Annotated in this window: 19 protein-coding genes; 5 read left to right on the top strand and 14 right to left on the bottom strand. The window is 40.9% G+C overall.

Annotation, left to right across the window (positions count from 1 at the left end):
* Positions 1–42 precede the first annotated feature (42 nt).
* Positions 43–438 (top strand): DUF2391 family protein, encoded by a 396-nt coding sequence (locus ACRWQN_RS07150; RefSeq protein ID WP_226410647.1) that lies wholly within the window; start codon positions 43–45, stop codon positions 436–438.
* Positions 439–672: 234 nt separating this feature from the next.
* On the opposite strand, the gene recA is transcribed toward ACRWQN_RS07150, so the two are convergent.
* Positions 673–1,734 (bottom strand): recombinase RecA, encoded by a 1,062-nt coding sequence (gene recA / locus ACRWQN_RS07145; protein ID WP_434928605.1) that lies wholly within the window; start codon positions 1,732–1,734, stop codon positions 673–675.
* Positions 1,735–2,062: 328 nt separating this feature from the next.
* Here recA and mutS point away from each other — a divergent pair, with 328 nt between their 5' ends.
* Complete coding sequence (gene mutS, locus ACRWQN_RS07140; RefSeq protein ID WP_434940609.1) at positions 2,063–4,645, top strand: DNA mismatch repair protein MutS; 2,583 nt, start codon at positions 2,063–2,065, stop codon at positions 4,643–4,645.
* Between the two features lie 63 nt (positions 4,646–4,708).
* On the opposite strand, the gene rpoS is transcribed toward mutS, so the two are convergent.
* The 13 genes from rpoS to rlmD form a co-directional block, all read right to left on the bottom strand.
* Complete coding sequence (rpoS, locus tag ACRWQN_RS07135; protein ID WP_434928603.1) at positions 4,709–5,677, bottom strand: RNA polymerase sigma factor RpoS; 969 nt, start codon at positions 5,675–5,677, stop codon at positions 4,709–4,711.
* Positions 5,678–5,754: 77 nt separating this feature from the next.
* Complete coding sequence (locus tag ACRWQN_RS07130) at positions 5,755–6,678, bottom strand: peptidoglycan DD-metalloendopeptidase family protein (RefSeq protein WP_434940308.1); 924 nt, start codon at positions 6,676–6,678, stop codon at positions 5,755–5,757.
* 39 nt (positions 6,679–6,717) lie between these two features.
* Entirely contained in the window at positions 6,718–7,353 is a 636-nt protein-coding gene (locus ACRWQN_RS07125; protein WP_434940307.1) for a protein-L-isoaspartate(D-aspartate) O-methyltransferase, read from the bottom strand.
* A complete protein-coding gene (gene surE, locus ACRWQN_RS07120; RefSeq protein ID WP_434928966.1) occupies positions 7,350–8,099 on the bottom strand; it encodes a 5'/3'-nucleotidase SurE in 750 nt (249 codons plus the stop codon). Before surE ends, ACRWQN_RS07125 begins: the two co-directional genes overlap by 4 nt.
* A gap of 25 nt (positions 8,100–8,124) precedes the next feature.
* Positions 8,125–9,198: a tRNA pseudouridine(13) synthase TruD gene (truD, locus tag ACRWQN_RS07115; protein WP_434940608.1), complete on the bottom strand. Its 1,074-nt coding sequence runs from the start codon at positions 9,196–9,198 to the stop codon at positions 8,125–8,127.
* A gap of 14 nt (positions 9,199–9,212) precedes the next feature.
* Positions 9,213–9,692: a 2-C-methyl-D-erythritol 2,4-cyclodiphosphate synthase gene (gene ispF / locus ACRWQN_RS07110; RefSeq protein ID WP_434940306.1), complete on the bottom strand. Its 480-nt coding sequence runs from the start codon at positions 9,690–9,692 to the stop codon at positions 9,213–9,215.
* A 13-nt stretch (positions 9,693–9,705) separates the two neighbouring features.
* Positions 9,706–10,407, bottom strand: coding sequence for a 2-C-methyl-D-erythritol 4-phosphate cytidylyltransferase (ispD, locus tag ACRWQN_RS07105; RefSeq protein ID WP_434940305.1), 702 nt, complete (start codon positions 10,405–10,407; stop codon positions 9,706–9,708).
* Between the two features lie 4 nt (positions 10,408–10,411).
* Positions 10,412–10,714, bottom strand: a complete 303-nt coding sequence (ftsB, locus tag ACRWQN_RS07100) for a cell division protein FtsB (protein ID WP_434928598.1) — start codon at positions 10,712–10,714, stop codon at positions 10,412–10,414.
* Between the two features lie 95 nt (positions 10,715–10,809).
* Positions 10,810–12,111 (bottom strand): phosphopyruvate hydratase, encoded by a 1,302-nt coding sequence (gene eno, locus ACRWQN_RS07095; RefSeq protein ID WP_434930252.1) that lies wholly within the window; start codon positions 12,109–12,111, stop codon positions 10,810–10,812.
* Positions 12,112–12,377: 266 nt separating this feature from the next.
* A complete protein-coding gene (locus ACRWQN_RS07090) occupies positions 12,378–14,015 on the bottom strand; it encodes a CTP synthase (RefSeq protein ID WP_434928596.1) in 1,638 nt (545 codons plus the stop codon).
* Between the two features lie 162 nt (positions 14,016–14,177).
* The gene (gene mazG / locus ACRWQN_RS07085; RefSeq protein ID WP_434940304.1) at positions 14,178–15,002 is read right to left on the bottom strand and encodes a nucleoside triphosphate pyrophosphohydrolase; all 825 of its coding nucleotides are present in this window, start codon (positions 15,000–15,002) and stop codon (positions 14,178–14,180) included.
* A 175-nt stretch (positions 15,003–15,177) separates the two neighbouring features.
* Positions 15,178–17,382 carry a GTP diphosphokinase gene (gene relA, locus ACRWQN_RS07080; protein WP_434940303.1) on the bottom strand — a complete coding sequence of 735 codons (2,205 nt, stop codon included), beginning with the start codon at positions 17,380–17,382 and terminating at the stop codon, positions 15,178–15,180.
* Positions 17,383–17,670: 288 nt separating this feature from the next.
* Positions 17,671–19,053, bottom strand: a complete 1,383-nt coding sequence (rlmD, locus tag ACRWQN_RS07075) for a 23S rRNA (uracil(1939)-C(5))-methyltransferase RlmD (RefSeq protein WP_434928594.1) — start codon at positions 19,051–19,053, stop codon at positions 17,671–17,673.
* Between the two features lie 101 nt (positions 19,054–19,154).
* Here rlmD and barA point away from each other — a divergent pair, with 101 nt between their 5' ends.
* The 3 genes from barA (at position 19,155) to ACRWQN_RS07060 (ending at position 23,786) form a co-directional block, all read left to right on the top strand.
* Positions 19,155–22,025, top strand: coding sequence for a two-component sensor histidine kinase BarA (gene barA, locus ACRWQN_RS07070; protein WP_434940302.1), 2,871 nt, complete (start codon positions 19,155–19,157; stop codon positions 22,023–22,025).
* Positions 22,015–22,611: a YjaG family protein gene (locus ACRWQN_RS07065; RefSeq protein WP_434940301.1), complete on the top strand. Its 597-nt coding sequence runs from the start codon at positions 22,015–22,017 to the stop codon at positions 22,609–22,611. The genes barA and ACRWQN_RS07065 overlap by 11 nt, the downstream gene beginning before the upstream one ends.
* A 206-nt stretch (positions 22,612–22,817) precedes the next feature.
* Positions 22,818–23,786, top strand: coding sequence for an AEC family transporter (locus ACRWQN_RS07060; protein ID WP_434940300.1), 969 nt, complete (start codon positions 22,818–22,820; stop codon positions 23,784–23,786).
* Positions 23,787–23,853: the final 67 nt, after the last annotated feature.

Genomic DNA, 23,853 nt, shown 5'->3' with positions numbered 1-23,853 from the left:
AGGGTTTGTTATGCAAACCAGAATGTTTTAAAAGGAAAAGTAATGAAGTTTAGCTTTAATGGCGAAGATGCCAGCCAAATTTTTGTCGGCGCATTTGCGCTTGCGGTACCGATTTCGTTTTCAGAGGAAGCGTGGCGATTAGGTGAAACACTCCCTTTTTTCAATTTATTAATGCTTTTTTTATTATCGGTTATTTTTCTAGGGCTATATACCTATCAAAGTGTCTTTCAAAATAATATTAGCTCAAGAAAATTAGTGTTTATTTTCCGTATTGTCATCGCTTACCTAATGACAGCATTAGTGGTTGCATTAGTGCTATTTTGTTTAGACAAATTACCCTTTTGGGTAGATCCATTAACATCGCTAAAACGGATAATAGTTATTACTATGCCTGCATCGATGGGCGCGATTGTAGTGGACAGTTTTGATAAAGAATAATCTTGTATAGGATGAACTGGAGACAATGTTATTTGGTTTGTTATTGTTCTGCGGTTAACATTTTAAGCTACTAAAATTTAATATATTCAATTAATTGAGTTGATAACAGGTGGAACTAGTCGGTATAGCAAGGATAACAACAGAGTGTTTTTAACTGAAGCATAAAAAAGTCGCGATACGTAAAATACGCACCACGACTTAAATAAATTAATTAGCAGCTAAAACAAAGCTAGCTTAAAAAACTTCACCAGTTTCTAAATCAATATTTTCATCTGTAGATGATGCTGCTGCGGTACCTGTTCCAGAACCAAGCAACATTTCACGTAATGTCTTATCAATCTCTTGTGCAATCGCTGGATTTTCGGTTAAGAATTTACCGGCATTAGCACGGCCTTGACCAATTTTTTCGCCTTTATAACTGTACCAAGCACCCGCTTTATCAACAAGCTTATGTGCAACACCTAAGTCCACGAGTTCACCAGTACGGTTAATACCTTGACCGTAAAGGATTTGGAATTCAGCTTGCTTAAATGGTGCTGCAATTTTGTTTTTAACCACTTTAACACGGGTTTCGTTACCGACGACTTCATCACCATCTTTAATCGCGCCAGTGCGGCGAATATCTAAACGAACTGAAGCATAAAACTTAAGTGCATTACCACCGGTTGTCGTTTCAGGGCTACCAAACATTACCCCAATTTTCATACGAATTTGGTTAATAAAAATAAGTAAAGTATTTGACTGCTTAAGGTTACCAGCCAGCTTACGCATAGCTTGGCTCATCATACGAGCCGCTAAGCCCATATGCGAATCACCAATTTCACCTTCAATTTCAGCTTTTGGTGTTAACGCAGCAACAGAATCGACAACAATAACATCTACCGCACCTGAGCGAGTTAAAGCATCACATATTTCTAATGCTTGTTCACCTGTATCTGGCTGTGAACATAATAAGTTATCAATATCTACGCCTAGTTTTTTTGCATAAATAGGATCAAGTGCATGCTCAGCATCAATAAAGGCACATGTTTTACCTTCACGTTGTGCTGCGGCAATAACTTCTAGGGTCAGTGTTGTTTTACCTGATGATTCTGGGCCGTATATTTCAACAATACGCCCCATTGGTAGTCCACCTGCGCCCAACGCGATGTCCAATGAAAGTGAGCCGGTAGAAATAGTTTCTACATCCATGGTGCGGTCTTCGCCCAACTTCATGATAGAGCCTTTACCGAATTGCTTTTCAATTTGGCTTAACACTGCGGCAAGTGCTTTCTCTTTATTTGGATCAACCTTCATTTTCAAACCCCTTCCAGGCAATAACTTTGTTCACAATTAATGGTAAAATTGCTGTGTATAATTTAGTTTGTAAGTGTCGTTAATATCGTCACTCATCTCAATATGTTGTTCAGTATACTGTATAGTCATACAGTATCAAGCCCTGAGGTTACTTTTTTTTATTTCTTAATAAAATCATAAATTTAGTAATTTCACGTCAATATAATGAATTTGTATTTCTCCAACAGGGGCAAATTTTGTTAAGATTAGCCGCAATAAAAATCCCATGCTAATTCCCCGAATGCTTAATGAATTACCACAGATGAACAAAAAGAGTATTACACTGCCCATGACTGAAATTGTTAGCTTAGATTTAGAAAAACATACTCCGATGATGCGTCAATATTTGACCATGAAAGCCGCTCATCCTGACATGTTGTTGTTCTATAGAATGGGGGATTTCTATGAACTATTTTATGATGATGCTAAAAAAGCCTCTGAAATGCTTGGTATTTCTTTAACTGCACGGGGTAAAAGCGGTGGTGACCCGATCCCAATGGCTGGCCTGCCTTACCATGCGGTAGAGGGCTATTTGGCTAAGTTAGTACAAATAGGTCAATCGGTCGCTATTTGTGAGCAAATTGGCGATCCCGCGACTTCAAAAGGCCCAGTTGATCGCCAAGTTGTCCGTATCGTCACCCCGGGAACATTGACAGATGAAGCCTTATTACAAGAGCGTCAGGATAATTTATTAGCCGCGCTTTACCAGGGTAAAGTCGGTTACGGCTTTGCCACATTAGATATCTCTTCTGGCCGTTTTGTTATTTCAGAATTAGATTCAAGAGAAGCACTAGAAGCAGAGATCCAACGTACACGACCAGCGGAATTACTTTATAGTGAAGACTTCACTGACATGATACTAATCAATCACTTAAAAGGAATTCGCCGTAGGCCTGAATGGGAGTTTGATTACGACACCTGTGTCAATTTATTATTAACTCAATTTGGCACGAAAGACTTGCATGGCTTTGGCATCAACGATGCTCGTTTAGCACTACAAGCGGCCGGCTGTTTAATGCAATATGTTAAAGACACTCAAAAAACAGCATTGCCACATATCAATTCAATTGTACGTTTTAATCAAGCTGACTCGATTATTTTAGATGCTGCCACCAGACGAAACCTAGAACTAACCCAGAATCTTTCAGGCGGACGTGAAAACACGCTTTCATGGGTATTAGATAATACGGCAACCCCCATGGGGAGTCGCATGCTACAACGTTGGATCCACCAACCACTGCGCGATCGTAAACTGATAACCCAACGCCATAATGCGGTGCAAGAATTAATCGAACAGGATTTGTACCCTGTTTTACATGAACAACTGAAATCGCTTGGCGATATAGAACGAATAATGGCACGTTTGGCATTAAGAAGTGCCCGCCCACGTGACTTTGCTCGACTTAAACAAGCATTAGGCTTATTGCCAGAAATTAAACAAACACTGCAAATCTGCCAACAGCCACAGATGACTAATTTGGCTACTCTATTAGGTGAGTTTCCAAATGAACATGATTTACTGACACGGGCAATTATTGATAACCCACCGGTATTAATCCGGGATGGCGGCGTAATCAAAGATGGTTATAACACTGAGTTAGACGAATGGCGTAGATTAAGTGAAGGAGCCACTGATTACCTGGCTGAAATGGAAGCACGCGAGAAACAGCAAACTGGTATAAATACTTTGAAGGTTGGTTATAACCGCGTTCATGGCTATTACATTGAAGTGAGTCGACTACAAGCAGATCGTGTTCCTATTCATTATCAACGCCGACAAACATTAAAAGGTACAGAGCGTTACATCACCCCCGAGCTTAAAGAACACGAAGAAAAAGTACTTTCAAGCCAAGGCAAAGCGCTCGCATTAGAAAAACGTCTTTGGGAAGAGCTGTTTGACCTACTGCTACCTAAACTTCATGAGCTACAACAATTTGCCAACGCGGCTGCCGAACTTGATGTAATCAGTAACTTTGCAGAACGAGCTGAAACCTTATCCTATCATTGCCCTACAATGACCAATGATATTGGAATTACTATTAAAGCAGGACGCCATCCTGTGGTCGAAAAGGTCAGTCAAAAACCCTTTATTGCCAACCCTGTAAATCTATCACCTGCGCGAAAAATGCTGATTGTGACCGGACCTAACATGGGCGGTAAATCAACCTATATGCGTCAAGTCGCGCTAATCACCTTGATGGCTCATATCGGTTGTTTTGTGCCTGCACAAAGTGCACAAATCGGTCATGTGGATCGTATTTTCACTCGTATCGGTGCCTCTGATGATCTTGCATCAGGGCGGTCAACTTTTATGGTTGAAATGACCGAAACGGCTAATATTCTTCATAATGCCAGCAAGCAAAGTTTAGTATTAATGGATGAAATTGGTCGGGGGACATCGACTTATGATGGTTTATCTCTAGCCTGGTCAGCTGCTGAATATCTTGCCCAAAAAGTGGGGGCTCTGACCTTATTTGCAACTCATTATTTTGAGCTAACACAATTGCCAGAATTAATCGATGGCGTGGTTAATGTCCATTTGGATGCCATTGAACATCAAGATACGATCGCCTTTATGCATGCTGTACAAGATGGTGCAGCGAGTAAAAGTTACGGTCTGCAGGTTGCAGCTTTAGCAGGTATTCCTCAGCAGGTGATCAGTGCTGCTAAACATAAACTGCATCAATTAGAAAGTCGCGATGATAAAACGGATATTAATCTTAATACATCGGCACAAATGAGCTTAGGTATGCCACAAATTGATTACTCCCCTCTGGCTGAGAAGTTAGCATTTATTAATCCAGACGAGTTAACCCCCAAACAAGCGCTAGATTATTTATATCAATTAAAGCAATTAGCTAAGTCTATATAAAACTAAAACGCCATATGAAATATCATATGGCGTTTTGAGATATTATCACTCTCTGCAAACAAATTAATCTTGAAAAAGCGCTTCAACTGACAGGCCTTGCTGACCTAATATATCCTTAAGACGTTTTAATGCTTCAACTTGAATTTGGCGCACTCTTTCCCGGGTTAAGCCAATTTCAGCACCGACATTTTCAAGCGTTGATGGCTCGTAGCCTAATAAACCAAATCGACGGGCAAGTACTTCACGCTGTTTGGTATTTAATTCGTTTAACCAACCCACTATAGAATTAGATAAATCTTCATCTTGAACGCGGTGATCAGGCCCTACGGAGTCATCATCGGCAATCACATCGAGTAAGGCACTATCATTGTCACCACCAATGGGCATATCTACTGAGGTGATACGCTCATTGAGCTTAAGCATTCTGCTTACATCACCGGTAGAGACATCTAATTTTTCAGCGATTTCTTCAGCGGTTGGCTCATGATCTAATTTTTGCGCAAGTTGTCTAGCGGTACGAAGGTAAACATTTAATTCTTTTACAACATGAATAGGTAAGCGAATAGTGCGCGTTTGATTCATGATGGCACGCTCGATGGTCTGACGGATCCACCAAGTCGCATAAGTTGAAAAACGGAAACCACGTTCAGGATCAAATTTTTCAACCGCTCGGATCAGTCCTAGGTTACCTTCTTCAATCAGGTCAAGTAAGGCTAAACCGCGATTATTATATCTTCGGGCGATTTTAACGACGAGACGAAGATTACTTTCGATCATTCGGTTACGAGATTTTGCGCAACCCTTGAGGGCTTTACGTGAAAAGAATACTTCTTCCTCTGCGGTAAGCAGTGGCGAAAAACCAATTTCACCTAAATATAATTGAGTGGCATCTAAATTTTTGTGTAAGTCATCTTGGACTTTTTCTTCAATGTCTAATTGTTGAACTAACGTATCAGTAGTTACAACGTCTTGTGGTTCTTTAGCTTGATCAACAGATTGTTCTGCTATGGCAGTACTTTTTTTCTGGCTCATAATTGCTCTCCCAAACCTTAATTGTGATGTTTAAAATCTACACTTGATCATCCTCCGTTATTTATGTGACTAAACAATTATTGCTTAGGTAGATATCGTAATGGGTTTACTGACTTACCATGATGGCGAATTTCAAAATGTAGCATCACTTGGTTTGCCCCGGTACTGCCCATTTTTGCAACTGTTTGGCCTGCGCTAACATATTGCTTTTCTTTAACCAGAATCCTGTCGGCGTGTGCATAGGCACTTAGATATTCATCGTTATGTTTGATAATCACTAAGTTTCCGTATCCACGTAACGCATCTCCTGCGTAAACGACTCTCCCATCTGCCGCAGCTTGTATAATATCGCCACGGTTTCCTGCAATCTTTATTCCTTGATTGCCTTGCTCGCTAGAAGAGAAATAACCTACTATTTTTCCTTTTACGGGCCAGTACCACTTCTGCACCTTACTGGGTAAATCTGCTATCAGTGAACTTTCAGTTTGGTTAATTTTATGTTGGGTAGTTGTTACAGAATACGCAGGCTTAGCTTTGTGATCAAGATCTTTTTTCACTGTTGTCACATTTACTGTTTGACCAGGTTCTATGCGGGTTTGCTGTCGATCAAAATTAGAATCTTTACTCAAATTCGGACCTGAGTAAGGTAATGTTGCAGCCTGAGATGTTACAACTGATGTATTATAGTTATTATTTTTTGCCATACTATTTACTGACAAATTCGTTAATTCAATCTTCTGGCCTGGGTAAATAGTATAAGGCATCTTAAGATTGTTCAGTCTTGCGACTTCGGTGAAATTACGCCCCGCACCCCAAGAGATAGAGTAAAGAGTGTCACCTTTTTTAACTATATAGGCAGAATTGCCCAATGAACCGCGATCATATTTGGGGTTATAAGTATTAGATGAAATATTTTCAACTGGCGCAGGCTGACTCGCCTGAAAGCTACATCCAGATACAATTATCGATAATACGAAAAGTCGAAGCAAAAGCGAACACATCAAATACAATCCTTTAAGCTGAATAGCACAAAGATAAACTTATGCTAGATCGCCATTAACTAATGGCACAAATTTGACCGCTTCAATCACTTGAGATGTAAATTCATCCCCAAGGCGGGTTATTTTCAGCAATTGTTGGGTATCGTCACCAACAGGAATAATTAATACTCCTCCTTCTGCAAGTTGCTCTAATAACGCTTGCGGCACACTCGCGGCGGCGGCAGTCACCATAATGCCATTAAATGGACCGCGATTACTCCATCCTTTCCAACCATCACCATACTTAAAAGAAACGTTATGAAGATCTAACTTTTTTAATCTTTGCCTTGCTTGAATTTGCAAAGACTTAATACGTTCTATGGTACAAAGCTCTGGCACTAACTGCGCTAACACCGCGGCTTGATAACCTGAGCCTGTGCCGATCTCTAACACTCGTTGTGGTTTGGTCTGCAATAATAGCTCGGTCATTCTTGCGACAATATAAGGCTGTGATATTGTTTGGCCTTGCCCGATAGGTAAAGCGGTATTCTCATAAGCTTTATGCGCAAGTGCGTTATCAAGAAATAATTCTCGTGGTGTATTGGCTACAGCATCAAGTATTGCTGGTGACTTAATCCCCGAATCAGCCAGTTTTTTAGCTAAATTTACTGCTCGCGCAGATGAAACTCCTGTCATATTTTCGTTACCCAGTCAGCTAACTTTGTTAATTGATTATAAGCCGTTAAATCAACAGTCAATGGTGTGATCGAAACGTATCCATCGGCAACAGCACCAAAATCGGTTCCCTCACCAGAATCTTGCTCAGCGCCGACTGGGCCAAGCCAATATATATCCTTGCCTGCAGGGTCTTGGGTTTTAACCATTCCTTCGGCTTTATGGCGGGCGCCAAGACGGGTGACTTTAATGCCCTTAATTTGCTCAAGCGGTAAATCAGGTACATTTACATTTAAAATTTGATTAGATTCAATAGGATGCGTGAGTAAATTTTTAACTATTCTGGCAGCATAATCAGCAGCGCTTTGATAATGCTGCAAATTTTTACCTACTAATGAAATGGCAATTGCGGGTAGTCCTAAAAAACGGCCTTCCATCGCCGCTGCAACGGTGCCTGAATATAAAGTATCATCTCCCATATTCGCACCGGCATTAATGCCCGATACGACAATATCAGGTTCAACTTTGCATAATTGCCTAATGGCTAAATGGACACAATCAGTTGGTGTACCATTAACTGAAACATACCCATTAACTAACTCATTTATTCTTAATGGGTTAGTTAAGGTTAACGAATTACTTGCACCGGAACAATTTCTGTCGGGAGCCACAGTTAACACCTTTGCGAACGCGTTAAGCGCATCACTTAATGCAATTATTCCAGGTGCATTAACACCATCGTCGTTACTGACAAGAATATTGATCATTTGAGTTGATTCATCCATTTAGTCATTAAGCATACGAGATGGCTTGCGCTTGCTGATCTGCAACCATGTTTTTCCACTGTTCATCTTTGATATCTTGGTAGTCGACTAACTCACGTAATACCGATGTAGCATAGCTTCCGGCAGGTAACATAAACTCAATAGTGCAAACATCACCATCAACCCGTAATTTCATTGCCTGCGGCTTTAATAATAACAAGCGCCGCTCTTGGCTCAGGCCAGCGTTTTCAAGCCCGTGTAAATCATCCGCGAAAGCTTCTATCGCTTCAGCTTCCATAACGGCGGCGTCAGTTAAAGCAAGCGGCTGCCCTCGGCCCCATAATGGGACTGAAAAACCAATATCCTCTTCCTCTAAACGTTTCAGTAGTAATTCATCCCACTGCTCGGCGACAAAATAACTCTTGCTGCCCGCTAACATGACGCAATCTCCAGCTAAAGGCTTGAGCAGATGATGCTGAAGACGGTAAGAGGCAACCTGATTAAATATGTATGATCGCACCGCAGATAAGTACATGCTTTTCTTCGATCTATCGTGCACTTTACGCGCACCCGACAGCATTTGCCTACCTTGATCTAAATTTTTACCATTATGACCAAAGCGTTGCTCGCCAAAATAATTAGGCACTCCAAGGGCTGCAATTTGATTAAACCTTTGTTGCAGGGCGTCGATGTTAGTCACATTACGCAGCGTTAGGGTAAAACGATTACCCAGTAGGGCACCAATACGCAGTTTTTTACCGTGACGCGCACTGGATAAAATAGTCAGTTGATCACTGTTAAGCTGTTGCCAATCGGGTGTTTCTTTTCCAGGAATACGAATACCAAACCACTGTTCAGTTTGGGCATTTTTGTCTTTTTGACCCGCATAAGTAACTTCTTTTGGATGAACTTTAGCAAATTTCGCCAGCACTTCAGCCACATGCCCAGTATTGAGGCCATCTTTGCGAATATGCAGCATATGGTGCTCACCCTCACCAGTAGGTGAAAAAGGGAGAATCTCCTCTACGATGAAATCACTATTATGAGTACGTAAGTCAGCGGTACTGGTTGGTATTCCATATAAATAATACAGCTCAGTTATCATTTTTATTATTCCTATTTCTGTATCATTAATACAACAGATTCAACAGCTATGCCTTCTTTACGTCCAGTAAAACCTAACTTTTCTGTGGTAGTTGCTTTGACGTTAATATCGTCGATGGGTGTTTGTAAATCGAGTGCTAAACACTGTCGAATAGCTTCGACATGAGGCGCCATTTTCGGGGCCTGTGCAATCACAGTCACGTCCAAGTTACCGATTTTGTAACCCTTTTTCAACGCTAACTCATAACAATGACGAAGCAATACACGGCTATCGGCACCTGCATACTCGGCATCGGTATCGGGAAAGTGTTTGCCTATATCACCCAATGCCATCGCCCCTAAAATAGCATCACTGACAGCATGTAAAATTACATCGCCATCTGAATGTGCAATAAGACCTGTTTCATATGGCACAATCACACCACCAAGAATAAGTGGCTTATCTGCACCAAATTTATGCACATCAAAACCATGACCAATACGCATTTTCATTTTGTTATCCTGTCTATTCTGATATTGATTGCTGCTGCAGAAAAAGTTGAGCCAGCTGTAAATCATCGGGATGAGTAATTTTGATATTATCAAATCGTCCCGGTACTAAACCCGGCCAAATACCAGCCCATTCCATGGCACTTGCTTCATCTGTAATTGTGGCTTTAGCCTGCAATGCGTGCTTAAGGTTTTGTTTTAAGGTTAATACTGGAAACAACTGCGGTGTTAATGCATGCCATAATTGAACCCTGTCGACAGTGTGTTGAATAGTACCATCAGCATTTGAGCGCTTCATCGTATCTCTTACCGGCGCGGCTAAAATTGCCCCTTGCGGGAACTCATCTATGGCATTAATTAGCTTATCAATATCTTTGTGAGTGATACACGGCCTTGCAGCATCGTGGACTAATGCCCATGCATCAACATCCGCTTCCTCAAGTGCGGCTAATACCGAATCAGCACGCTCTCCGCCGCCAAGCACTTGCACCAACTTAGGATCTAATGCTTGAGGTAAACTTGCGAAAAAAGTGTCTTGAGGATGTAAAGCGACAATCACTTTATCAATGGCTGGATGAGATAATAAGCGCGTTAAAGTGTGCGCCAAAATGGTTTGATCACCTAAGGTTAAATATTGCTTAGGAATATCTGCCCCCATGCGGCTGCCGATACCAGCAGCAGGTACAATTGCTACAATATGAGTAATAGGAGTTGTCATGAAATTATTGACCCAAACTATTTCGATCGCGTAATTCAGCAGCAACTACGCGATAAAAAGTTTCACCTTCTTTTACAAGGCCTAATTCGTTACGAGCGCGTTCTTCAATCGCTTCAGTGCCACTTTTAAGATCGATAATTTCCGCTTTAAGAATTTGATTTCGAGCAATCAACTTGGCGTTGCTATCTTGTTGTGCTTGAATTTGTGTTTGAAGCAGAAAATATTCAGATAAGTTATTCTCGCCCATCCATAATCTTAATTGGAGTAGCGCTAACAAAGCCGTTAGTGCGAATAAAAGTTTCTTCATGGTAGCTAAGCAAATTATCCGAAATGATGAATAAGCTTATGATACAACAAAAAAGGCCACCGAGTGGTGGCCTTTTTAATCAACAAAGCAAAATATTAACCTTGGCCTTTAACTTCTTTAAGACCGTTATAAGGTGCTTTTGAACCTAGCGCTTCTTCGATGCGCAGTAATTGGTTATATTTGGCAACACGATCACTACGGCTTAGTGAACCTGTTTTGATTTGTCCAGCGGCTGTGCCCACAGCAAGATCGGCAATTGTTGAATCTTCTGTCTCGCCACTGCGGTGAGAGATAACAACAGTAAAACCAGCATCTTTAGCCATTTTGATTGCAGCTAACGTCTCAGTCAAAGAACCAATTTGGTTAAACTTGATCAAGATTGAGTTAGCAATACCATTGTCGATACCGCGCTTAAGGATCTTAGTATTGGTGACGAATAAATCGTCACCCACTAATTGGATTTTATCGCCCATTAATTTAGTTTGGTGAGCAAAGCCTTCCCAGTCAGACTCGTCTAAACCATCTTCAATAGATACGATTGGGTAACGTTCAGTAAGGCCTTGTAAGAAGAAGTTAAATTCTTCAGAAGTAAATTTCTTACCTTCACCTTTAAGATCGTAAATATTAGCTTCTTTGTCGTAGAATTCAGATGCCGCACAATCCATCGCTAAAGTGATATCTTTACCTAACTCATAACCTGCGTTGGCAACTGCTTCTTTGATTGCAACAAGGGCGGCTTCATTTGACTCAAGGTTTGGTGCAAAACCACCTTCATCACCTACCGCAGTTGAATGACCAGCCGCTTTTAATACTTTAGCTAGGCTGTGGAATACTTCTGCGCCCATACGTAAACCTTCACGGAAGGTCGCAGCGCCAACAGGCTGGATCATAAACTCTTGGATATCAACGCTGTTATCAGCATGTTCGCCACCATTGATGATGTTCATCATAGGCAGTGGCATAGAATAAACACCAGGAGTACCGTTTAAATCAGCAATGTGAGCATATAAAGGAACACCTTTAGCGGCTGCAGCCGCTTTTGCGACTGCTAAAGAAACAGCTAAAATAGCGTTTGCGCCAAATTTTGCTTTATTTTCAGTACCATCTAAGTCAATCATAATTTGGTCAAGCTGAGCTTGAGCCAATGCATCTTTGCCTTTAAGTGCTTGTGCAATTGGACCATTAACAGCAGCAACTGCTTTTAATACACCTTTGCCTAAGTAACGAGATTTGTCACCGTCACGCAGTTCTAATGCTTCACGGCTACCCGTAGAGGCACCAGATGGCGCAGCGGCCATACCAATAAAACCGCCTTCTAAATGCACTTCGGCTTCAACAGTTGGATTACCGCGTGAATCCATGATTTCGCGACCGATGACGTTAATAATGTTAGCCATAATACCCTCGTAAATAATGTCAGTAATACTGAAAGTTTTAAATAAAATAAAAAATTAACACCAATAAAAACCCGGTTAAGCTTCAATTAACAACTTATTATTGGTATTAACTTTCAATTTGGTAATTTAAATCCGTGAACACTAGGATAAATCTAATTCGGTTCAGCGGCAACTATCAATTTTGTCACAAGTCGATCTAGCGCATATTGTGTGCAAATAAATAGTATAAAAAAAGCCGCTGATGTTATGTCAGCGGCTTATAGATATTAGTTTAAATCTTTTTTCTGATAAGCAAAGGAAGCAGCAATAAAGCCTTCGAATAATGGATGCCCATCACGAGGTGTTGAGGTAAATTCAGGATGGAATTGACCAGCAACAAACCAAGGATGATCTGGTAATTCAATCATTTCAACTAACTTACGGTCAGAAGACAGTCCACTAAATACTAAACCTGCTTTCTCTAAACGCTCAACGTAATTGTTATTCACTTCATAACGATGACGATGACGTTCTACACAAGAAACACCTTTGTAGGCTTCGGCAGCTTTCGATCCTTCAAGTAAATGACAAAGTTGTGCACCTAAACGCATGGTGCCGCCTAAATCAGATTCTTCATGACGTTGCTCTACATCACCGTCTTCATTGATCCATTCGGTAATTAAACCAACAACAGGATAAGGTGTATTCTTGTTGAACTCAGTCGAATGTGCATCAGCAAGATTAGCCACATTGCGGGCAAATTCAATTAACGCAACTTGCATGCCTAAACAAATACCAAAATAAGGTAGATTATTTTCACGTGCATACTGCGCCGCTAAAATTTTACCTTCAATACCACGTTCACCAAATCCACCAGGAACAAGAATGCCATCTAAGCCTTGTAGTACTTCAGTGCCTTTAGCTTCAACGGTTTGTGAATCAATATACTTAATATTGACACAAACACGCGTTTTAAGACCGGCATGCTTAAGTGCTTCATTAACAGACTTATAAGCATCAGGTAATTCAGTGTACTTACCAACCATACCAATAGTTACTTCACCATTTGGATTAGCTTCTTGGTAAATAACGTTTTCCCACTCAGATAAATCAGCATCAGCACATTCAATATTGAAACGTTTTATCACAATATCATCTAAGCCTTGTGAACGTAACAGTGCTGGAATTTTGTAAATACTATCAACGTCTTTTAATGAAATAACCGCACGTTCTTCCACATTACAGAATAACGAAATTTTCGCTTTTTCGTTGGCAGGAACAGCACGATCGCCACGACAAATAAGTACGTCAGGGGCAATACCAATTGAGCGTAATTCTTTAACAGAATGCTGAGTTGGCTTAGTTTTAATTTCACCTGCAGCGCCTAAGAATGGCACTAAGGTTAAATGGATAAATAAGGTACGCTCACGTCCAAGTTCTGCACCTAATTGACGGATAGACTCAAGAAACGGTAATGATTCGATATCACCTACTGTGCCGCCAATTTCAACAATCGCAACATCATGACCTTCGCCACCAGCAATCACTTTTTCTTTAATCGCATTAGTAATATGAGGAATAACCTGAATGGTTGCCCCTAAATAATCACCGCGGCGCTCTTTGCGAAGTACTTCTTCGTAAATACTGCCAGTGGTGAAGTTATTACGACGATTCATTTTTGTACGAATGAAGCGTTCATAATGACCTAAGTCTAAGTCAGTTTCCGCACCATCTTCAGTCACGAACACTTCACCGTGCTGAGTCGGGCTCATTGTACCCGGATCAACGTTGATGTATGGGTCCAGTTTCATAATGGTTACACTGAGGCCGCGGGCCTCTAAAATTGCCGCTAATGATGCTGCTGCAATGCCTTTACCTAGTGATGAAACAACGCCACCAGTAACGAAGATATACCTTGTAGTCATGCTGAACCTGAGAAAATGTGTTGGAAAAAATACGTGCTTGTAAGAAAGCACTAGGACGGGGAGGTATTGTACCAAAGCAAGGACGATTCGACAAATCAAAACAGTGATCATTTAGACGATAAACACTCAGGCTGTTGATTCGCCTGAGTGAAAAATAAAGAATTAACGCTTTTCTTGCTGCTTTACTTGATTCCAGTACAAATCTAGCTGCTCAAGGCTATGGGCATCAAATTTTTTCCCGCTTTGTAGTACACAATCTTCAACTCCCCGAAAACGACGCTCAAATTTGCTATTGGCTTGTCTTAGCGCTTGTTCAGGATCAACATTTAAATGACGTGCTAAATTGACTACCGCAAATAATAAATCACCGACCTCATCCAGCACTCTGGGCTGATAGCGCTCAGGATCGGTATCAAGTAATTTAGCTTCAACTAACACTTCATCTATTTCTTCGTATATCTTTGCCACCACAGGGGGAAGTTCGGGCCAGTCAAAACCGACTTTAGCCACCCTTTGTTGAATTTTTGCTGCTCGTTTTAATGCAGGAAAAGCATGGGGAATATCATCTAATAACGACAATTGCTGTTTATCGGCGCGCTCTTGCGCTTTAATCGCTTCCCAGCTGTGTTTCACTTGAGTCGCTGTTTGCACTGCTGAGGTGTCTTTATTACTGAAAATATGTGGATGTCTGCGAACGAGTTTAGTGCAGATTCGGTCGATTACGGTCGCAAAGTCAAACCTACCTTGTTCAGTTGCTAGTTGGCAATAAAACACCACCTGAAACAATAAATCGCCCAACTCATCGGGTAATTCATCCCATGCGGTTCGCTCAATGGCATCTGCAACTTCATAGGCTTCTTCTAAGGTAAACGGCACTATAGTGTGAAAGTCTTGCGCTAAGTCCCAAGGGCAACCCGTTTTAGGATCGCGCAGTTTTTTCATTATATTAAGTAAGGGTTGAATATCCACTTGAGGTGTTACATCCATTCTGGTTTCACTCACTTATAAAAATTTTCATCGACTCTATTAAGGCAATCACGTTTTTATCAAATAGAAAGTCTACTTACAACCAAAGCGATCTACGCTTGAAACAAACAACGGATTCAAAATCCGTTGTTTCTATCAGTCAATGTTAATACTCAGGAGATAGCAAAAGACTAGCTTATAAGCGTCTTGATTCTATCACACCCTCGACTTGAGACAGTTTAGACTGCACCCGCGACAAGTCATCAACATTATAAAGCTCTAACTCCAGCTCAACTGTTGCGGTTTGCGTTTTCACATCAGAGGTTGAACTCATCGCCATTACGTTAGATTTTTCAGCGGCGAGCACTGCTGTTAAATCCCGTAACAATCCACTGCGATCATGGGCAACCACTTTAACCCGGATACGATAACCGCCTGAGTAGTTCTCGCCCCAAACCACATCAACACTGCGCTCAGGGTGAACACGCATTAATTCTTTCACTTGTTCGCAATCACTGCGGTGAACAGAAATACCGCGGCCCATGGTGATATAACCAAAAATTTCATCGCCAGGAACAGGCTGGCAACAACGGGCGATATGGCTAAGTAAATTGCCGACCCCATTCACCTCAACTTGTCCTTTACCCACTTTTTTAGGGCGATGAATTGCTTTCTTTAAAATGTCCTCAACAATCTCTTCTTCAGAATTAAGCTCTTTACGCAGCCTAGTGTCAATATAGTTAACCACCTGGTTTAGGCGTAGATCGCCTCCACCAATTGCCGCTAGCATGTCATCCATGCCATTGAGATTAAAGCGTTCAACGGCAATGTTTGCATCTTTTAGTTTATACCCTGCACGATGCAACTCGGTTTCCAGCATTTCCTTACCTGCGGCAATATTTTTGTCCCGGTCTTGCTGTTTAAACCAGTGCTGAATTTTCGAACGTGAACGTGAAGATTTGATATAACCTAAATTAAGGTTAAGCCAATCACGTTTAGGGTTAGCTATTTTAGAAGTAATAATTTCAATGCGTTCACCGGTTTCAACCTGGTAAGTAAAGGGTACAATTCTGCCATCTACTTTAGCACCAATGCATCGGTGGCCTACTTGAGAGTGAATATAATAGGCAAAATCTAAAACTGTTGAACCCAATGGAAGATCTACCACTTCACCACTTGGTGTAAACACATAAACGCGGTCTTCAAAGACTTGGCTTCGAACCTCATCAACTAAATTGCCGCTTTCAGCTACATCTTCCTGCCATTGCAGAATTTTACGCAGCCAATTAATTTTTTCTTCATAGCCAGTTTGTTTGGTATTGCCTGCACCTTCTTTATATTTCCAATGCGCCGCTACACCGAGCTCAGAGTCTTGGTGCATTGCTTCTGTACGAATTTGAATCTCAACCGTTTTACCCTCAGGCCCAACGACTACTGTGTGGATTGATTGGTAGCCATTAGGTTTTGGGTTGGCCACATAGTCATCAAATTCTCGCGGGATGTGGTGCCATAAATCATGCACTACGCCTAAGGCGCCATAGCAATCTTGCAATCGATCGGTGACAATACGAACCGCACGCACATCAAATAGCTCATCAAACTTAAGGTCTTTACCCTTCATTTTTCGCCAAATGCTGTAGATATGTTTGGGCCTGCCATAAACCTTGGCTCGAATGTGGTCATCATCTAGACGTTTTTGCAGTTGGGTAACAAAAATATCGATATAGACCTCACGGTCCATTCGTTTTCCGTCAAGTTGCTTAGCGATATCTTTATAGACCGTTGGGTGCAGATAGCGGAACGAAATATCTTCAAGCTCCCATTTTAGCTGGCCAATACCTAGACGGTTAGCCAATGGAGCGTAAATATCGGCAATTTCTCGGGCAAGTAATACGCGGGTTTCTTCATCTGCATTTTTTACCGCTCGCAGTAAACAGACGCGTTCAGCAAGCTTTATCACCACAGCGCGCACATCTTCGACCATAGCTAACAACATTTTACGAATGTTATCTATTTGAGGTTCAGCACTACGACCATTAGACACTTTTAATGCGCCAATGGCATTCATGGTCACAACACTGGCAACTAATTTAGCTAAAGGTGCGCCATAGGACTCAACAATTTGTTCTTCATTGATGCTGTTAGCGTCTAAAAGGACAAACAATAATGCCGCCTGAAGCGTTTCTAAGTCCATATTGAGTGGCGCTAGAATTTCAATCATTTCACGCGCGCGAGCAAGTAATTGTGTGTGTGCCAATTTATCTTTAATAGGCAGCGCTTCCATGTTCTTGAGCATGTCCAGGAGAGTTTGTGCGTCGTTAACATCTTCGATGTAGCGAGCAACCCAGTCTTCAAGATTGAAATCGTCTGTATTAAAATGCGCTTCGCGAACTGAAACCATGTTTTATCCTTACCCATTGGTGCTTATATTCGCAACAATGTTATGTACTTTTTTGTCAAACGTACTATAAAATGAACAAAGCGTAATGTGAAATTAGAAAAATATCAAACACCTCGCAAAATTCAACTCACCTTGGTAATAGTCCCAAATTTTATAAAGTCTATATTGAGCGTATCGCTGCTATTTATCAATTCAATAAAATGTAAATGACTATGTTTACTCATTATTTAGCGTTACTCAGCTTTATATCAATATAGATAACTGTCCTACTCCCTAGTAAAGTTGGCTTTACTCGACATTTAATTCAAATAGTGCCATAGCTTCAATATGATGAGTTTGCGGGAACATGTCGACCATCCCTAATTGTTGCAGTTGATACCCTTGTTCAATCAGCACTTTACTGTCACGGGCTAAACTTGCTGGATTACACGAAACATACACTACCTTTTTAGGGCGCATTTTTTTAAGCCATTGCAAGCTTTCAAACGCGCCAGCTCGAGCAGGGTCGAGTAATAGCTTGTCAATTTTACCCAACCACTTTTCATGGGTCAGATCTGCACTTAAATCTGCATGATGAAAAGAGAGATTATCTAGCTGATTCAATGCCGCATTATCTTTCGCTTGCTGTACCATTTCAGGCACACCCTCCACCCCAATCACTTTCGATGCGCTTAACGCCAAAGGAAGAGAAAAGTTACCCACACCGCAAAATAAATCTAATATGCGCTCATCTTTTTGTGGATCTAACCAAGTAATCGCTTGCTGTACCATGGCATGATTTATTTCACCATTAACTTGCACAAAATTGCCAGGGGTAAACTCACAGCGCAATGGCTGCTCTGTGTCTGCACTTCCAGCTAAAGGGTAGTAAGGCAAAGTCACTTGTGCGTTAGCCTCATCGACTTTGGGATGCAATTGAGTTAATTGGTTGTCATTATCTTGAGTCAATAAACAGATTTGATGCTTTGCAGCAAACTCAGTTAACCAACGAATATCGGATGCAGGTAACACCTTAGTGACGCGCAGCACCGCAAACAAGCCATTTTCAGCGATACTTAATTCTAAGTGACCTAGACTAGCTTTGGATTTTAATTGGTTTAAATTCACCGCAAACGGGGTGATCAAATCAGATAAGGGTTTAGCCAACACGTTACATTGGGTGATAGAAACAATGTTACTGGATGCTGATTGACGAAAACCTAGTTGCAAATGATTGGTTTTTTTGTCAAAAACAGCAGCCAAACGCGCTCTTCGTCGATAGTGCCACGCATCGCCTGTTATTGCTGGTGCAATAATGTCCGGCTCTAAGGTGTTATTACCCAATTTGGTCATTAGCTCAGTTAATGCCTGCTGTTTAAACTCACGCTGGGCATCTACATCTAAATGTTGTAAATCACAGCCACCACATTGCACATAATGGGGGCAAAGAGGTTCGCGCCTTGCGGCACTCGCTTTATCAATTTTTATCAATTTAGCTTTAGCATAACTTTTCTTTTGCTCTGTCAGCTGCACTGTGACTTTTTCATTAGGAAGTGCTCCCGCAACAAACACGACTTTGCCCTGATATTGTGCCATTCCGGCACCCAAATGATCCAATTGGGTAATATCAAGGCTAAGCTTTGCTGATAATTGCTTAGATTTGTTCGGTTTAGCTTTAAAAAATTGTGCCATTTCGGCCTCTAGAAGTGAATAAAACACTAGTCAAGAGTGCGCGCTTTCTGGCAGTCTAGACTGAATATCAATAAATTATTGCAGGAACCTCGACCAAGACCATGAAAAGTACCGAAAATATGACTAAATATAGCCTTCGTTCGTGGGTACTGGTACTGGCATTGGCTCCTACCATTGTGGTGGGTATTCTACTTGGAAGTTACTTCACCATAAACCGCTTTTATGAACTTGAAGACACACTCATGGCAAAAGGCAGTAATATTATCGAGCCATTAGCCATAGCCAGTGAGTTTGGTATTGTCACCGAAGACAGAGAATCAACAAAGAAACTGCTTTCAGCAACACAAATGAAAAATGCCTCATTAATACTTTCCATCGCGATTTTCGATAGCCAAAATCAACTATTTGTTACCTCTCATTATCATAAAGACTTCGAGGTCATGCGCACCCAGCAGCCATTGTCTGAGTTAGATGCGACTGAGTTTAATACCTTGGAAGATATTTTAGTCATTCGTAGCCCTATTGTTTCCAATACGCATTTTAATCCACTGACTTTTATTAATAAGCAATCAAATAAAGATCCGCTTGACTCCCTTAATCAACAAAATACGGTTCATAGCCAAAGTATGGCAAAACCTATATACAACAGTAAGCAAGAACAAGTTATTGGCTATATCGCGATATTAATCAATAAAGAAAATGCTCTATTAGAGCAACACAGGGCCGCCATTGCCGCGTTTATTATTGTGTTAATCGGGGTTCAGTTTAACCTATTCTTTACCTTTCGCTTAGTTAAACACGTCAATCATCCCATTACCGAAATGGTCAGGGTTGTGGCAAAAATTCGCGAAGGAAAACTTGATACTCGCTTAGATGGTAATTTGATTGGTGAATTAGACTTACTTAAACGAGGCATTAATGCCATGGCGGGCTCCTTGTCTGAATATCATGACGAGATGCAACAAAATATTGATCAAGCAACTTCAGATTTACGGGAAACCTTAGAGCAAATTGAAATTCAAAACGTTGAACTAGATTTAGCTAAAAAACGTGCACTAGAAGCCAGTCGAATTAAATCTGAGTTTTTAGCCAATATGTCACACGAGCTACGCACCCCGCTCAATGGCGTAATAGGATTTTCAAGACAGTTAATTAAAACTCCGCTTCATTCGAGCCAACTCGATTACATTAAAACAATTGAGCGAAGCGCCAGTAATTTATTAGGGATCATTAATGACATCCTTGATTTCTCTAAACTTGAAGCGGGTAAAATGGTGTTTGAAAAAATGCCTTTTGCATTACGTGAAACCTTAGCTGACACCTTAAGTCTTATCGCCGGTAGCGCAAGGGAAAAAGGCTTAGAACTTATTATTGATATTGATTCTAATGTACCGGAAAGTGTTAGCGGCGATGCAATGCGAGTGAATCAAATTATTACCAACCTAGTCGGCAATGCAATCAAATTTACTGATCAAGGTAGTGTAATACTAAAAATTACCCTTGTTGGTAATAATGAAGATACTGTGACGCTGCGATGTGAAGTCATCGATACAGGTATTGGCATTAATGAAGGCCAGCAGGAATATCTATTCCAAGCTTTTGGCCAAGCAGATTCATCGATATCTCGCCGCTTTGGCGGAACAGGATTAGGTCTAGTGATAACCAAACGCCTCATTAACCAAATGGGCGGTCAAATCGGATTCACCTCAAGCCCAGATAAAGGCTCAAATTTCTGGTTTATTTTACCCCTTAGCACAAGCCAATTTGACATAGGTGAAGTATTACCAATGGATGTACTGCAGGGTAAATCTATCCTGTTATTTGAACCAAGAGAGCTGACACGTGACACCTTGAATAGGCGCCTAGAATCGTGGCATTTAAAACTGACCAGCGTGGGACAATTAGATCATCTCAATACAACCCTTGAACAAAAAAATATCCATTTTGATTATATCTTAACAAGCTGTCATGGTTTTGATAGTCCTGAGCACATTAGCTCACAATTACAGGTCATGAAAAATCATACTCAATGTCTGATTTTACTGCATGATTGCATAGACCAAGACATCATTAATCAGCATTTAAAACCCAACAGCGACTTACTCCTGAACGTTCCAATCAATGATATGGAATTAGCAAGGCATTTAATTTACCCGCCGACCCCTAAAGCATTACAACAGTTATTGCCTATCGCACCTGGCACTAATATCGAACGTTTGAATGTATCGGTGTTAGCTGTAGATGATAATATTGCCAACTTGAAGCTTATTGATACTTTATTACAAGAATTAGTTGTTAACGTCACCACAGCTAAAAATGGTCAAGAAGCCATTAAACTGGCGAGGAGTAAAAGCTTTGAATTAATCTTTATGGATATTCAGATGCCGGGAATGGATGGCATTACCGCAACCAAACGCATACGTCATGAATCAATGAACCGCCACACGCCAATAATTGCAGTCACAGCCCATGCGATTGCAGAAGAAAGAGAAAATATTTTAGCTGCGGGTATGGATGCCTTTTTGCCCAAACCCATAGATGAATCATCGTTAAGAAAAGTGATTAATCGTTGGGTAGCCAAACCTAAATTTACCCATTTTGAGCTTCATACCCTTAATTGGGAGTTGTGCTTAAGCCAAGCAAGCCAAAAACCAGACTTAGCACTTGAAATGCTTCAGATGCTGGTAGACTCAATTCCCAGCACAATCGCAACAATTGAGTTGGCACTGCAACAGCAGGATCAAGCACAGATGCTACAGGCAGTCCATAAACTGCATGGGGCAAGCTGCTATTGTGGCGTACCGACAACCCAGAAGCTTTGCCAAGAAATAGAATCTGCTTTAAAGCACAAAACCTCGACCAGTGAGCTAGAACCGGAAATACTTGAGTTACTTGATGAGCTAACTAAGGTAGAATCGGCGGCAACTCAAGTATTAGAACAGTTATCGATGGACATCACGCATGACTCATAAACCTGGATTTTTTCAACGTTTAAAAGCGTTATCTTTACCTCAAAAACAATTATTTGCTATCGCTTTATGCCAGCGTATGCTACCTAATTACCAGCTATTTTCTGAGGTATGCGAGTTCGGCCAACCAGCTGTCTTATCAACAGCTCTAGACTTACTATGGCAAAGCCAGTACGACAAGAAAAACAAATACAATGTAGATGTTCACTTACAAAAATTAGAAGAAAACACCCCTGACCCAAGCGATTTTGAAGCTTATGGTGTTTATCCGGCTATGGATGCTGTGGTAGCAATCTCAACCTTAATGAGTGCTATTGCGGATAAAATTGAAGATGACATAATCAATATCAGCAAACTTTCTTCCAGCACTGTGGCTAACTATATTGAAGCCCTTAGTGATGAGAACTTAATGGATGAAGCATTAGATGATTATGTTTTTGCCCATCCTGTGATGCTAGAAGAAAAAGGGCTACAAAATATGCTGTTAGATATTATTGAAGCAAATCCAGATATTCATCCAGACTTAGTTAAAGGCTTACGTAAAGATATTATCGAAGCTGGTGCATCTAATATTGGCATTAGTCTGTAGTACTAACCTACTATCACTAAAAAATATTCAAAAGCCTGATATTATTCAGGCTTTTATCGCACTATCTTCAGTAAATTTAAGCTCTTCAGTAACATTAAACCTAAAACTGAATAAATAAACACGTGTTTAACTTTAGCCTAATTGCATCCTCTTATTAAAACAAAGTAAAGTAGACTTACTATTATTTTGTTAAGGAATTGCGAGGGATGTCCAGTATTCTTACCCCGCTGATCGCTGTGTTTATTATTATGTTACTCGGCGGTATTGTTCAAAAATTAAGATTTCTACCAGCAGATACCAATCTAATCCTCAATCAATTTGTTTACTACATTGCCTTTCCAGCAATTTTATTGATTGTGCTCGCTGAAACGCGCATTGAAGATATTATTCAGTGGGGATTTATAGGTGGATTTAGCCTGGCGATGATCATCACCTACGCACTCGTGATAGTCGTATCCTTATGGCGCAAACCTAAGCAGCAAGCTATTGCAGCTATGCGCGCATTAAATGCCACCTTTGGCAATACAGCATTCATTGGTATTCCATTACTAAGCCTGTTATTTCCTGGTAACAAAATCGCATTAGTCGCGGCAGCCATCGCCAGCCTGCTGTCGGTATTTATGTTTGCCTTTGCACTAGTCTCTATCGAACTTGCCAGCCGCGACAAACAGTCCGCAGATCATGCTATCGTCATTATGGCTAATGCATTATATAAAAATCCGATAGTGCTAGGCAGCATGATAGGTATAAGCTTATCGGCATTGCATATCACCTTACCCGAAAGCCTATCATTGGTGCTGCACCAAATAGGTAGTACCTCTAGCCCTTGCGCACTATTTGCCATCGGAATGGTACTTGCCAAAGCGTTTCAGCATCAATCTGTTGCAAAAATGTTCAGCCCCAGCATGATTGCAGAAATAAGTTTAATCAACTTACTCAAATTAATAATTCAACCTTTTATTGCCTTTGGATTACTGAAACTCTTTAGCGTAGAACATGAACTACTGACCATGGGAGTCCTGTTAGCCGCCTTGCCAACGGCAGCAAGCGTCTATTTATTGGCCGAACGATACCAAATTAATGCCAATAGCAGCGCACAAGGTATTCTATATGGCACATTAATGACCTTTGTTAGCTTACCTATAATAGAAACTCTATTAAAATCTTATGGTTAATTAACACACTCAGATAGTCTAACAAATAACCAAAGATAATTTTCTGGCTACTACTTTACTGTATAAA

Origin of the sequence: Shewanella sp. HL-SH8 (assembly GCF_051165765.1) — a bacterium.
GTDB classification, from domain to species: domain Bacteria; phylum Pseudomonadota; class Gammaproteobacteria; order Enterobacterales; family Shewanellaceae; genus Shewanella; species Shewanella glacialimarina.
This window is presented reverse-complemented; position numbering and strand designations above follow the sequence as displayed.